This is a genomic window from Winogradskyella eximia (genome assembly GCF_003386165.1).
Taxonomy (GTDB): domain Bacteria; phylum Bacteroidota; class Bacteroidia; order Flavobacteriales; family Flavobacteriaceae; genus Winogradskyella; species Winogradskyella eximia.
The window spans coordinates 155,664-169,918 of the sequence record NZ_QRDV01000004.1; the positions used below are offsets into that span (position 1 = coordinate 155,664).

General features: G+C 32.6%; 13 protein-coding genes. 7 read left to right on the forward strand and 6 right to left on the reverse strand.

The features are described 5' to 3' along the window. The first annotated feature begins 8 nt into the window (after positions 1-8). The gene (locus DFQ10_RS10470) at positions 9-4,202 is read left to right on the forward strand and encodes a phosphodiester glycosidase family protein (protein WP_115817370.1); all 4,194 of its coding nucleotides are present in this window, start codon (positions 9-11) and stop codon (positions 4,200-4,202) included. A 259-nt stretch (positions 4,203-4,461) separates the two neighbouring features. On the opposite strand, the gene DFQ10_RS10475 is transcribed toward DFQ10_RS10470, so the two are convergent. The 4 genes from DFQ10_RS10475 to DFQ10_RS10490 all read right to left on the reverse strand — a co-directional run bounded on the left by DFQ10_RS10475 (position 4,462) and on the right by DFQ10_RS10490 (position 7,148). Then, entirely contained in the window at positions 4,462-5,367 is a 906-nt protein-coding gene (locus DFQ10_RS10475; protein WP_115817371.1) for a TIGR01777 family oxidoreductase, read from the reverse strand. Between the two features lie 141 nt (positions 5,368-5,508). Continuing rightward, complete coding sequence (gene mnmD, locus DFQ10_RS10480) at positions 5,509-6,207, reverse strand: tRNA (5-methylaminomethyl-2-thiouridine)(34)-methyltransferase MnmD (protein WP_115817372.1); 699 nt, start codon at positions 6,205-6,207, stop codon at positions 5,509-5,511. A 1-nt stretch (position 6,208) separates the two neighbouring features. After that, positions 6,209-6,667 (reverse strand): hypothetical protein, encoded by a 459-nt coding sequence (locus DFQ10_RS10485; RefSeq protein WP_115817373.1) that lies wholly within the window; start codon positions 6,665-6,667, stop codon positions 6,209-6,211. After that, complete coding sequence (locus DFQ10_RS10490) at positions 6,645-7,148, reverse strand: DUF4920 domain-containing protein (protein ID WP_115817374.1); 504 nt, start codon at positions 7,146-7,148, stop codon at positions 6,645-6,647. Before DFQ10_RS10490 ends, DFQ10_RS10485 begins: the two co-directional genes overlap by 23 nt. 115 nt (positions 7,149-7,263) lie before the next feature. Here DFQ10_RS10490 and DFQ10_RS10495 point away from each other — a divergent pair, with 115 nt between their 5' ends. Beyond that, entirely contained in the window at positions 7,264-8,331 is a 1,068-nt protein-coding gene (locus tag DFQ10_RS10495) for a branched-chain amino acid aminotransferase (RefSeq protein ID WP_115817375.1), read from the forward strand. Positions 8,332-8,383: 52 nt separating this feature from the next. Here the strand turns inward: DFQ10_RS10495 and DFQ10_RS10500 are convergent, their stop codons facing one another. Beyond that, positions 8,384-8,770: a pyrophosphohydrolase domain-containing protein gene (locus DFQ10_RS10500; protein ID WP_115817376.1), complete on the reverse strand. Its 387-nt coding sequence runs from the start codon at positions 8,768-8,770 to the stop codon at positions 8,384-8,386. 41 nt (positions 8,771-8,811) lie between these two features. Between DFQ10_RS10500 and DFQ10_RS10505 the strand changes: the two genes are divergently transcribed. Then, entirely contained in the window at positions 8,812-8,997 is a 186-nt protein-coding gene (locus DFQ10_RS10505; RefSeq protein WP_115817377.1) for a hypothetical protein, read from the forward strand. 99 nt (positions 8,998-9,096) lie between these two features. Here the strand turns inward: DFQ10_RS10505 and DFQ10_RS10510 are convergent, their stop codons facing one another. Further along, positions 9,097-9,750, reverse strand: a complete 654-nt coding sequence (locus DFQ10_RS10510; RefSeq protein ID WP_115817378.1) for a YceI family protein — start codon at positions 9,748-9,750, stop codon at positions 9,097-9,099. 151 nt (positions 9,751-9,901) lie between these two features. Between DFQ10_RS10510 and DFQ10_RS10515 the strand changes: the two genes are divergently transcribed. From DFQ10_RS10515 to DFQ10_RS10530, 4 genes are all read left to right on the forward strand, one after another. After that, positions 9,902-10,456: a nucleotide exchange factor GrpE gene (locus DFQ10_RS10515; RefSeq protein WP_115817379.1), complete on the forward strand. Its 555-nt coding sequence runs from the start codon at positions 9,902-9,904 to the stop codon at positions 10,454-10,456. Between the two features lie 50 nt (positions 10,457-10,506). After that, a complete protein-coding gene (dnaJ, locus tag DFQ10_RS10520) occupies positions 10,507-11,631 on the forward strand; it encodes a molecular chaperone DnaJ (protein ID WP_115817380.1) in 1,125 nt (374 codons plus the stop codon). Positions 11,632-12,010: 379 nt separating this feature from the next. Then, complete coding sequence (locus DFQ10_RS10525) at positions 12,011-12,937, forward strand: ABC transporter ATP-binding protein (RefSeq protein WP_115817381.1); 927 nt, start codon at positions 12,011-12,013, stop codon at positions 12,935-12,937. A 2-nt stretch (positions 12,938-12,939) separates the two neighbouring features. Next, positions 12,940-14,253 carry an ABC transporter permease gene (locus DFQ10_RS10530; RefSeq protein ID WP_115817382.1) on the forward strand — a complete coding sequence of 438 codons (1,314 nt, stop codon included), beginning with the start codon at positions 12,940-12,942 and terminating at the stop codon, positions 14,251-14,253. The last annotated feature ends 2 nt before the right edge of the window (positions 14,254-14,255 follow it).

Below are 14,255 nucleotides of genomic sequence, written 5' to 3' on the forward strand. Positions count from 1 at the left end.
ACTAGAAGATGACTGATAAGAAAACAACAAAAATTACTAATATTTTAAATGAGCTTAACAATGAAAAGATAAATACCTGGTTTGATTTAGGTTTATTCATGGATAAATTTAAAGAGAAAAATTTACCATCTGCTTTTAAAGGTAATGCCTCTACTTTCGATTCACATGTGGAGAAAGGAGGTATTGCATTCTTAACGTTTTATTTTACAATTGATGGTATAACGGTAGAAACTGAAAAGTATGCCAAAACTTTTAAGAACATATATCCAGATATTCCTATTCACTTTATTGCTGGAGAAATTAAAGAGGAAGCGGATGAGTTAATTCCTAAAGGTGCATTCAAAAAAGTAATTCCAGAAATGGAAGCTTTTGATGCTTGGCCTTTATATAAAGATTTCTTTCAGATTAAAATGGAACGAGGTAGTGAAGCTTACAATAATCTTATTGGTAAGTTTTGGGCTGAGGTTTTAGTTATTGTAGAAAAATTAGGTAGTTATATCGAAGAGAATGATATTTCGTTGTTATATCTTATAAATGTCTGTTCTAATCCAGGTAATGTGTCGTTGGCTTTGGCTACGGTTTTAATTTCAGAATACTTAGGCATTCCGGTCATTAACAATAATCACGATTTTTATTGGGAAGGTGGAAACAGAGCAGTAGAAATAAAGAAAAAAGGGCTTAAAAAAGGGCCAAGAGATTTCTTTTTCCATAATGCACATGTTGGTGAGTTTTTCTCAATTATAGAAACTATTTATCCATGGGAAAGTCGCTCTTGGATGAATGTAAATATCAATAGAATTCAACAAGACCATTTAATAAATATTAATGGACATAATCCTGCCAATGTTGCATTGTTAGGTACAGCAGTAGATACCAAAATGCATCAAATGAGTAAGCGTGATATTATTAAAGCGTTCATGCAAGTGTCTACTATTTTTGCGAATAAAAAAGATACAATTACAGTTCATACAGCCGCACACCATACAGAAAGTAAACGCTCTTTAAAACCTATATTATTAGGATATAAAACTATTAAAGATTTCGATTTTGTAAATAACAACATCGTGTTTTTACAACCTACAAGAGTTATTAGTAGAAAGTCTATTGAGTTGAATTTTAAACTCATTAAACGTTTGTTCTCTTACGATGCTTTTGCGGATAAGTTTATTACCAATCCACAATTAAAATTATCCTTAATCGTTTCCGGACCCATTCCTCATGGTCAGCAGAATTATTATGAAGACTTAAAAAAAGACTTTAAAAAGTTTTTAAAAGACCTTCCAAAAGAATTTAGAAAACGTGTATTACTTGGGTTTTTGTTTAGCGAGTTCGATAAAAATGATTTTAAAAAGAAACACAAAAAACCTTTAGATATAAAGCAACTTTTTGATGTTGCCTCTTTAATTTTATTACCAAGCCAAACAGAAGGGCGAGGTTTGCCAATTATTGAAGCAGCAGCTTGTGGAACACCTATATTTTGCAGACAATACGAACCAAGAGAGGTTTATGATGAGGTTATTGGTCGTCACTTAGACGAGTCGCTTCGTCTTAATGTTTTAGAATTTAAAGGGTCTAAAGTACCAAAGAAATTAGCAGAAAGAATCTGTGACCATGTGTTTTATCCGCAAAACAGAATGGTAGATGTAACACACAATAGAAGTGTAATTAAAAAACGTTACAGCTTAGAATCCTTAGAAGATAATATCCGCTATATTTTACAGCGTATGTATTATCAGTTGGCTTCGGTTTCAATTGACGATAATCCTCAGGTAATTAATTTATTAAAACAATATAAAGCGTCTGTAGATTTTGAAAACGATGATCTTAATGCAATTCTCAATAAAAAAACGAGACATTATTTGCCTGGTTATGGTCGTTTATCTTTTATGCATTATTTAAAGTCGCTGATTGACCCAAGTTTCTTTAGAGTTGAACAGCAATTGGTAAAAGGACGAGTAATGCGTTATGCCAGAACGATGGAAAATGACATTCCAGATTTGGTAAATACGAATCTCGAAGTCATTCATAAATATTACAATGCTATTGATGATATTTTTAAATATGTTGATGGCGAAATTTCTATTCGTCATGATCATGCTTTAGCGTATCGTCATAGAAATAAAAAATCGTATGCTTATCAAGCTTTTACGCTTCAAGAGATAACAGGTTTGGTAAATATGATTTATACAGATGTTTTTAAACCAAAACATCTTCCAGATTTAACTTTAGCACCACAATTTTTTGCCGATTGGGAATTAGCGCTTTTTCAGCTAACCAATAGTAAATCTTTAGGTATTGATGACCGAAAAATATTAACTAAGAATTTAAAAAAGAATGTGCCTAAAGGTTATTTTCCTGGACGTTACATTAAGCATGAATTAGAATATTTTGTGTTACAGCCAGTTAGAGCACAATTAAATTTAACAATACAGCAAGAGTTAACTTCAGAAATACTTGAAGCTAACGTAGATAAGTTAGAGAAAATCTACATTTTTATACATGAGGCAAGAATTACCAAATGGTTTTCTAGTGCAGATATTAAGGATTATTTAGAAAGCGGAAAAGAGCCAGAATTAGGCTTGTTGTATAGAGCAGGCGTTGTTCAGATTATTGAAACGAAGCAATGGTCAGAAGGTGTGCATTTTCCACAAATGGGAGCAAAGGCTATAAAGATTTTACGAGATATTAAAGCTGCAGATGGTTTCTTAATCACCAATGGCGAATCTGCGGCAATGATGACAGATATTATAGAAATCGACCATTTCCATATCGGAAAAGTATTGTATGAAATGACAGCCAAAATTATGGGAATTCCTAAAGGCAGTGGATTTATTCAGTTTGTGCCAGCAGGTGTACGTACTACTTTGGCATATCCTACACCAATTCAAACCGCTAAGGATTTTGATAAGGTTCTTAAAAGCGATTTGTATCAAGATTTAAAAGATACATTAAGCGAAAAGGAGTTGTTGGGTATGATAACGAAAGATGCTATTGAAAACGGAACACCTATCGCTAAATTATTAATTCAGATTAAAGAGGGTTTAAAATTATCTAAAACCGTTGAAAAAGTAAAATCATCTTATGCAGGAGGCGTTTATGCAGACGGTTTACCTTGGAGTGGTGTTTTAGCTGAAATTGATACCAAAAAATACCATTGGAAATTTGCGGCACATATTGCCAATAAAGAACCTAAAAATGTACCAGCACTTGTAACAGAGTACAAGAAGAAAAGCAAAAATCCAAATAAAATTGAGTTGGCTTGGAATGGTGGTTATATTTTAAATCCGGAATTGGTTGGTAAACTCGGACTGCCAGAAACCTATATTGGTTCGCCTTTAGGTTTGTTAATTATGGATAACAAAGTGTTTTGTCCACCACTTTTTAATAAACCTGCTTTTATCATTTATAAAAATGGCGATGTAGATATTAGAAAAGTGAATAGTAAAGCAGGTTTTATTATTAAAGAAAAAAGTAACGCAATAACTTTTTCTAGTAATAATTATAATAAGCATAGTAACACAGAGCCTTGTTTTTATGATTTGTCTTATTCTGAAGAAATTTTTAAAGCCAAAGGAAATGTTATTGTAAGAATAGCAGGTAATACAGTCAAAGAAATTATTAAAACAAAATCAGACGAAGAGGTGCGAGTGATTCCTGTTGGAATTACATTATCTATTCCTGAAGCTTTATTTTTAGAAACCATGTTTGAAGAAGGTAAACCATTATCAATTCAATTATTAGAGCCAGAAGAAAATCCTTATAAATGGGATGAGATTTCTTATGCAATTGAAGCAGGGCCAATGTTAATTGATGGCGGAAAACAAATTCTAAATATGGAAGACGAAGGTTGGAAAACCTCTAATTCCATAAAAACACAAGCAGCACGATTAGATTATACAGATATGCGTGGACCAAAAATTGCTGTTGGTATTACCAAAGAAGGTAAATTGATGGTATTGATGGTAAATGGTCGTATTAGAGAATCTGTTGGAGCAACACATTTTGATATGGTAGATATTCTTTTAAAATATGGAATGGATAAAGCTATGGGCTTTGATCCAGGTGGAAGTAGTACGTTAGTTGTAGATGGAAATATTATGAATATCTCACCATACAATAAAAATTATGAAAAAGATATTTATGCCTTACCACCAGAACCAAGATTTGTAGCCAATGCTATTATGGGTTGGATTGAAGACTGATTTGAAGCATAAAGTTGAAAAAGAGGCAAATAGTGATATTTGCCTCTTTTTTTATTCAATTTATTCCTTAATGCCTGGTTGAGCGTAGTCGAAACCTCTTTTATAGCGTAACATCACTTAGAGTGAAATTCCTTTTTTAGGAATTTTGTATAGAGAAGTTAACGAATTATAACAGTTCTCGATACAATTTTTTTTGTGCCTCAAAATCACTCTAACTGACGATTTATTTTTTAATATAACGATTATTAGTAATCAAAACTTATCCTAACAAATCCTCTAAAGCAGGTTTCAAATTCACATATTTAAAATCAAAACCTTCACTTTCTACTTTTTTAGAACAGACACGTTGACTTTCAAATAATAAAATATGCATCTCTCCTAAAACGAGTTTCATGGCAAACTTTGGAATGTTTGGTAGTAATAATGGACGACGAAGCACCTTTGCTGCAGCTTTAGTTAATTCTTTATTACTTACTGCATTCGGAGCAACTCCATTGTAAATACCTTCAAGACGATGCTGAACTGCATATACAAAAAGTGCTGCTAAGTCTTTAACATGAATCCAGCTTTGCCATTGTTTACCGCTTCCAAAGGCTGCACCAGCACCAAACTTTATAGGTTTTACAATTTCTGGTAATGCACCTCCATCTTTAGCTAAAACTAAACCAATTCTAATTTTGGCGACTTTACAGCCTAAATCTTTAAATCCATCTACAGCAGCTTCCCATTGGTGTACTACTTTTCCTAAAAACGAATCTGAAATCTCAGTATTAGTTTCTTCGTAATAGTTTACTAAACTTGTTGGGTAAATGCCAATTGCACTAGCTGAAACGACATGGTCAATTTTATAATTATGCGTTTTTATAGTGTCTTGTAAAAGTTGTGCTGTTTTGGTACGGCTATCTAGAATTTCTTTTTTGTAACTGTCTGTCCATCGTTTAGAAATAGAAGCGCCAACCATATTTATAATAGCAGTAACACCTTCAAAGCACTTGTGATCTATTTGGCGCTTATTAGGATTCCAATAGAAACCTTTATAATTTGTGTCTGTACTGAGTTTAGATTTTGAAGTGGTTAAATAATGGACATTTATTCCTTCAGTATGACATTTTTTTACAATTTCTTGTCCAATTAATCCTGTAGCTCCTGTAATTAAAACGGTCATTTTTCTTTTTTAGTAAAGATACGAAAGGTCTAAACTGTGCGCATGAAATTTAGATTGGATTTAACGTTTGTAGTAGTAATAATTATACTTGCGCTAAATCGAGGATTTCAATGATGTGGTAAAGGTTTAAAGAACCTAATTTTAAACTGAAAGTTTTGTTGCTCTCAACATTTCGCGTTTTCCTGGAGGTCCAGGCAATCGTTCAACAGTAAATCCAACGGCTTGCATTGCACGTCTCACGCTTCCTTTTGCAGAATAGGTGACTAAGATACCATTCTCTTTTAGCGCATTAAACATGATTTTAAAAATGTCTTCTGTCCATAAATCAGGCTGTACACGAGCTCCAAAAGCATCAAAGTATATGATATCAAATTTATCTTTGGCCTCTATCTCTTTAAAGAACTTTTGCTGTTTTTCTAATTTAAAAAGCGGTGTGATATCATGTGGTGTTTCCCAAGGCGTTTCATGTAGTTTTTCAAAGACTGCATTATGTGAAGTGGAAATCAATTCAACATAATTAAGCTGATTAATTTCTTCAATTTGAACAGGATAAGCCTCTACGCCAACATAATTTAGCGGTAACTTTAATTTTTCCGCTTCAATTAAAGTTAAAAAAGCATTTAGTCCTGTGCCAAAACCAATTTCTAATATAGAAACCGGTTGTGATTCTGAAACCAATTCAGAATTACTAATTATATCAGTATAAAAAAACAAACCATGTTTTAAAAAAACGTGGTTTGCTTCTTGTATTGCACCATGAATAGAATGGTATTGCTCGTTCCATTCTTCAATCTGTATGGTTTTTGAACCATCTGAGGTGGTAATTATTTTTCGCTTCAAATTATTGAATCAGTAGTTTCTTAATTTTCGGAATAGGTCCTGTGCATTCTGTTTTATGACAATTTAAACAATTGTTTATCGCAGCATTATAGCGTTCCTTCAATTCTATATTAGACAGTGTGTCTACAATAGCTTCTTGCGATTCAATAAAAACGTTTACAAAACTTTGCCAGTTTTCTGTTCTAGATTTACCATCAGTCATTTCAGCTGAGTGTAACTTTAATAAATCTAAAGGCAGTCTTGCTGGTGTTTCTCCGGCAACAATTTGTGCTTTTAATTGTTGGTTATACGCATACATAGCGTTCATAAAACCTGCCATTTCAGAAGGTTGGTACATGTCGTATTCAACTATCTTTTTTGTTGGTTCTTCTATTGCTTTATCTTTATTTTTACAGCTAAATAGTGTTAAAAATAAAAAAACAACAATGCCTAAAATCTTATTGTTTAAGTAAAACTCCATCAGCTTCAAAACCATATTCAAATTTAGGATCTGTAATTGCAGCAATTTCTTCTTCAGATTTACCAGCATCTTCTGCATAGTGTCTTAATTCCTCAACAGAAGTTTCAGAAACATAAGCTTTTCCGTTCATTACAACTTCACCTTCAGCATTTAATGGCATAAAAAAACCGTAGTCTTTAAATTTTACCATTATCTGGTCTTTTCCATTAATATCAATTGTCATCCAACAGCCTTTTTTAGAGCATACCTCTTTTATTTTACCTCGCATTTTGGCATTTATAGTATCGCCTGCTTTTAAATCTTTATAACGCTCTAACATCCCTTTTGGATACATAGCATCTGTATCATTAATTTCTTTACCAAAAGAAGCATATGCAATTTCTTTTTGCGCTTCTTCAGCTTGGTTGTCAGTAGCTTTTGTTTCGTTTTTACAAGATAGAGTAGCGAAACATATCGCTACGAGAAGAATCATTTTTTTCATTATTATATTTTTTTTGTTGAATTATTCCTGAATTGCGAAATTACAAAATTTAAGGGAATATTGTTTTTTTTTAACGGTATCGATTATGTACTTTTGTTCTTAAATCTTAATAATTATGGCTATTCATACAGATAAAATTAGTGTTGAAAAATCTAAAACATCTAAAATCGGAAATGTTGATTTTAGTAATTTAACTTTTGGTCGCGAATTTACGGACCATATGTTTGTCTGTGATTATGAAGATGGAAAGTGGCAAAATCCAAAGGTCATACCATATCAAGCTATGAGTTATGAACCTTCGGCACGTGTTTTTCATTATGGACAAGCCGTTTTTGAAGGTATGAAAGCTTATAAGGATGATGACGGAAAGGTGTTTCTTTTTAGGCCGAAGCAAAACTTTGATAGAATTAATAAGTCTTCTGCACGTTTGGCAATGCCAGCTTTTCCTGAGAATTATTTTTTTGAAGGGTTAGAGACTTTATTAAAACTAGATAATGAGTGGATTAAGCCAGGAGTTGGTAATTCATTATACTTGCGTCCATTTGTTATAGCAACAGAACCTGCCATATCTGCTTCACCAGCAAATATGTATCGTTTTATGATTATTTGTTCTCCAGCAAAATCGTATTACAACTCAGCTGTTCGTGTATTAATAGCAGAGCATTTTAGTCGTTCTGCAAATGGTGGAGTTGGTGCTGCAAAAGCTGCAGGAAATTATGCTGCTCAGTTTTATCCAACAAGTTTGGCGCAACAAAAAGGATTTCAGCAAATCATATGGACAGATGCAGATACACATACCTTCTTAGAAGAAGCAGGAACTATGAATGTGTTTTTTAGAGTGAATGATAAATTAATTACGGCACCTACAAGCGATAGAATTTTAGATGGTGTCACTAGAAAAAGTATTATTCAACTTGCAGAAGATTTAGGTATTACTTGCGAAGTAAGACAAGTCACAGTTGAGGAAATTAAAAACGCATCTAAAGATGGTAGTCTCAAAGAAATTTTCGGAGCAGGTACAGCTGCAGTGATTAGTCCAATTTCAGCATTTGAACATCATGAAGAATTATTTGAAATTGCTGAGGTAGAAGATTCTTATGCTAAGAAATTTAAACAAACCTTATTGAATATTCAACATAATCTATCTGAAGACAAACATGGATGGAGACGTGAAGTTAAATAATCAGTTGTTATAAAAGTTTATATAAAAAAAAGTAGCCGTGAGGCTACTTTTTTTATGATTCTAATATGGCTTTAATGTGTGGTTTAAAATAATTGGGTCCTTTTAAAACCTTGCCATCTTCTCTATATATAGGTTCACCATCTGCACCTAATTTGCTCATGTTGCTGCGTTGTATTTCCTCGAAAACTTCTTCAATTTTATGTTGCATACCATGTTCTATAATGGTACCACATAATATGTAAAGCATATCGCCTAAAGCATCTGCAACTTCAACTAAGTCATTGTTATTTGCTGCTTCTAGGTATTCCTCGTTTTCTTCTCGCATGAGTTTATAACGTAGCATGTTTTTTTCAATTCCTAGGTCAGCTTTTGGAGTTTCTCGATGTCCAATTTTAAAAGCAGTATGGAATGCTTTTACAGCATTGATTTTGTCTTGCATAGTTGTAGTTTTAATCCTTATTTTTGTATAAAAATAAGAAGATGTTTAGTACTGGTCAATTGATTTTTGGAATATTATTTTTTATTGCCTTTGTTATCGTTGTTGGTTACCAATATCGTAAAGATCTTAATTTGCATAAACTGCATTATAAAGGTACTATTTGGGTACTTATTGCATTTATAGGTTTTATAGGTATGATTGCTGCCATAAAATTTATTTTTATGTAAACCCTATTATTTTTAGGTTGAAGTCTAGAAACATAAAAAATTAGCACAAAAAAAAGCAGTCATATTATGACTGCTTTTTATATGGTACTCTAATTTTATTTAGATTTTTTCTGCAGTTACTGTCACTTTCATTTCCATATCATCATTGATAAATTTATCACCTAAATTATCAAAAAATGATTTAGAGCCATATTCAACATTCCATTTAGAACGGTCAATTGAAAAGGTTTCACTTTTTAAAGTTACCACATTATCATTTACTTCTGTTGTTACAGGGAAACTGATATTATTGGTTTTTTCTTTAATCGTTAAGTTTCCAGATAACATAGTTTTACCATCTGCCGTTGCAATACCTGTAACTTCAAAAGAAGCGGTTGGGAATGCTTCAACATTAAAAAAGTCAGCATTTTTAAGGTGTCCAGTTAATTTTGCGTTGCCTTCGTCCTCAACCGGTATATCTGCTACAACAATACTATTCATGTCAATAGTAAAATTACCACTTTCAATAGCTCCGTCGTTAAGTTCTAATTTTCCTTCTTTTATAGAAATTGTACCATTATGGCTACCTGTTGGTTTAAAACCTTTCCATTCAATCATAGATTGATCTGAATTTACTGCGTATGCAACTGCAGTTACTTCAGCCACGGCAGCTTCTTCTGTACTTGTTGTTTCAGCTTCTTTAGCTTTATCCTTACAGCCTGTAAATGCTATTAATGCAACAACAGTAAAAATTTTTAAAAATGATGTCTTCATGTCAGTAATTATTTGTTTTAGTTTTAAGTTGTAAAGATAAGTAATAGAAGATAAAAGTTTGATAAAAAAATGTTAATGACATTTTGACATTTTTATAATAATGGCAGTACTTTTGCCAATTCTAATTGAAAGATAAAAAAGAACTCTAAAAATGAGTAAAAAAGATAAAAACAGTAAGGTAGAAGATTCACAATTTGAGGATCAAACTTCTACAACAGCAGAAGCAGCTGCAGAAGAGCAAAAGGAAACTAAAACTCCAGAAGAACAATTACAAGATCAATTGGTCAGTGAGAAGGATAAATTTATGCGTTTGTTTGCTGAGTTCGAAAATTATAAAAAACGAACAACAAAAGAGCGTATAGAATTATTTAAAACAGCAAGCCAAGATGTTATGGTGTCTATGTTGCCTGTTTTAGACGACTTTGAGCGTGCTTTAACGCATATTGAAGACGATAAAGAAGCTGAAGAATTAAGAAAAGGCGTTTTATTAATCTATAATAAGTTAGTAAACACTTTAGAACAAAAAGGCTTAACTAAAATAGAAGTAAGACAAGGTGATACGTTTGATGCGGACAATCATGAAGCTATTACGCAAATACCTGCACCAAGTGACGATCTTAAAGGAAAAATAATCGATGTTGTAGAACGTGGTTATAAATTAGGAGATAAAGTTATTCGTTTTCCTAAAGTAGTTATTGGACAATAATATTGAAAAATGAGTTTTTACAAAAGTAAAGACGCTGAATAAATTAGTTGATGAAAGAAGATTATTACGACATATTAGGAATTAGTAAAGGAGCATCTGAAGCCGAAATTAAAAAGGCTTATCGCAAAATGGCATTAAAGTATCATCCAGATAAAAATCCTGATGATAGTAGTGCTGAAGAGAAATTTAAAAAAGCAGCAGAAGCCTACGAAGTCTTAAGTAATGCAGATAAAAAAGCACGTTACGACCAATTTGGACACCAAGCCTTCAACGGAGGAGGAGGTGGTGGCTTCGGAGGAGGCGGAATGAATATGGATGACATCTTCAGTCAATTTGGCGATATCTTCGGCGGAGGCTTTGGAGGTGGAGGCGGATTTAGTGGTTTCGGAGGAGGCGGAAGACAACGCGTCGTTAAAGGAAGTAACTTGCGTATTCGTGTTACCTTATCACTAGAGGATGTAGCAAATGGTGTAGAAAAGAAGATTAAAGTAAAACGAAAAATACAAGCTCCAGGTACTACGTATAAAACGTGTACGACATGTAATGGTGCTGGTCAAGTCACTAGAGTTACCAACACTATTTTGGGTCGTATGCAGACTTCTGCTGCTTGTCCAACTTGTGGAGGTGCTGGTCAGTCTATTGATAAAAAACCATCTGATGCTGATGAGCATGGTTTAAAAGTTTCAGAAGAGACGGTAACGGTTAAAATTCCGGCAGGTGTTGTAGATGGCATGCAGTTAAAAGTTACAGGTAAGGGTAATGATGCACCAGGAAATGGTATTGCTGGAGATTTATTAGTTGCAATACAAGAAGAGGATCATCCAACACTAAAGCGAGAAGGAGATAATTTGCATTACGATATGTATGTAAGTTTACCAGATGCCGTTTTAGGGAATTCAAAAGAAATTGATACCGTAACCGGAAAAGTTAGAATAAAAATAGAACCAGGTGTTCAGTCAGGCAAAATTTTAAGATTACGAGGCAAAGGAATACCAAGTATTAATGGTTATGGCAAAGGTGATCTTTTAGTTCATGTAAACGTATGGACGCCAAAGACTTTAAATAAAAAGCAAAAAGCTTTTTTTGAAAGTATGAAAGAAGATGAGCATTTTGTACCTAAGCCAGAAAGCACTGATAAATCTTTTTTTGAAAAGGTAAAAGATATGTTTTCATAATCGGGATCTATTTAATAAAATTTAGTATATTTGATTTATCGCTAATGTAAATTAGCGGTAATTTTTCTTTTTCATAGCAATTTTTTCCCATCCTTGTCTAACCATAAGGGTGGGTTTTGTTTTTATAGCAAAATCGTATTTTATCATCTTTGATTTAGCTATTTCTAATTAAAACTTGGAATTTTAACTGATTTATGTTCTATTAAAATCAGTACTCATTTATAAAAAAATGGCGTAATCTATTTCAGGTTTACATCTACATTTTAAAGCTGTTTTTAAAAAAATATAAAATTTGTAGAATTAATAGGCCATTTTTATTCATAATCTATAACATTTAATATCTTTACGTAATAACCAAACCCAATAAATTTAGTTAAATATGAATGACTTATTAGTTGCTAATTCCGTGTCTAAAAACTTCGGAAAATTTCAAGCGCTAAATCAAGTATCTATTGCTGTACCTAAAGGTAGCATCTTTGGCTTGCTTGGTCCAAATGGAGCAGGAAAAACTACTTTGATCCGTATTATTAACCAAATAACAATGCCAGATCAAGGCGCAGTTTTTTTAGATGGCCAACCATTAAAACCAGAGCATGTTAGAGATATTGGTTATTTACCAGAAGAGCGTGGGTTGTATAAATCTATGAAAGTAGGAGAGCAGTGTTTATATTTGGCTCAATTAAAAGGCTTAAGTAAAACAGAAGCGAAGGCGAGGTTAAAATATTGGTTTGATAAACTAGAGATAGGAGACTGGTGGAACAAGAAAATTCAGGAATTAAGTAAAGGGCAAGCACAAAAAATTCAATTTGTTGTAACCGTTTTACATCGCCCAAAATTGTTGATTTTTGATGAACCTTTTTCTGGTTTCGATCCTATTAATGCCAATTTAATTAAAGATGAAATCTTACAGTTAAGGGACGAAGGAGCAACTGTGATTTTTTCAACACACAGAATGGAATCGGTTGAAGAGTTATGTGATCATATTGCGTTGATTCATAAATCTAATAAAGTTTTAGATGGAAAACTAAACGATATAAAACGTCAATTTAAAACCAACACTTTTGAAGTTGGTTTAGAATCTCCTAATAAAGACAAAGTATTTGCCGAAATTCAAGATAAATTTGAAGTGCTTCCTGCAACCTTTAGAAATCTACATGATGATATAAAGTTAAATATTAAGCTAGGAGAGAACGCATCACCAAATGATTTACTTTCATTTTTAACATCAAAAGCAGAGGTGCATCATTTTGTAGAAGTGATCCCTTCAGCTAGCGATATTTTTATTCAAACTGTAAAAAACAACTAAAAATGAATCATTTACCCTTAATTATAAAACGTGAGTATCTTACTAAGGTTAAAAACAAATCATTCATTGTAATGACGTTTTTAAGCCCCTTAATAATGATAGCTCTAGCAGCCGTTGTTGCATATTTATCGCAATTAAATAATGATAAAGAGCGTACCATTTCAATTTTAGATGAAACAGGATATTTAAAAGAAGTATTTCAAAATTCTGAAAATACCACTTACACTGACTTAACTGGTTTAAGTTTAGAGAATGCCATTGCCTTAGTTAAGGAAAAAAAGGATTATGGCTTATTGCACATCGCTAGTGTAGATGTTTTAGGTGATGCTACTAATAAGATTAAATTTTACTCAGAGGAATCACCTTCGTTGAGCGTTATTTCTGGTTTAGAACAAAAAATAGAAAAGCGATTAAAAGAAGAAAAGCTTCAAAAAGATGGTGTTACATTGGCACAAATTGAAGCATCTAAAACCAATATTGAAATTGCACAAGAAAGTTATGACGGACAAAAGAGTTCTAAAGCAGATAATGTTGTAAAACTTATTTTTGGAGGTGCGGCTGGTTACCTACTGTTTATGTTTATAATCATTTATGGTAATATGATTATGCGAAGTGTAATTGAAGAAAAAACAAGCCGAATTATAGAGGTTATTATTTCATCTGTAAAACCAATACAATTAATGATGGGCAAAATTATTGGTACATCATTAGCTGGTGTAACTCAGTTTGTTATTTGGTCTATTTTGGGAGGAGTTTTTATGTTTGTGCTAGGTTTTATATTCAATATAGACCTTTTGGCAATGCAAACGCAACAACAAGAGGTGGCAATGCAAACACTTCAAGATTCTGGAATGGAGCAGAGAATAGGAGAGTTTTTTATTGCTTTTCAAAATTTACCAATGACTAATCTTATCATTGCTTTTTTATTCTTTTTCATAGGAGGTTACCTATTGTACAGTTCGCTTTATGCAGCAATTGGTGCAGCAGTAGATAATGAAACGGATACACAACAATTTATGTTGCCAATTCTTATGCCTTTAATGTTGGCCGTATATGTTGGTTTTTTTACGGTAATTGAAGATCCTCACGGAACGGTTTCTACGGTGTTTTCATTTATACCGTTTACATCACCAGTTGTAATGTTAATGCGTATTCCTTTTGGTGTACCACTTTGGCAGCAAGGCTTATCTTTATTATTACTTATAGGAACATTTGTCTTTGCAGTTTGGTTTGCAGCCAAAATATATAGAGTAGGTATTTTAATGTATGGTAAAAAACCAACCTATAAAGAACTTTTTAAATGGTTGAAATATTAATC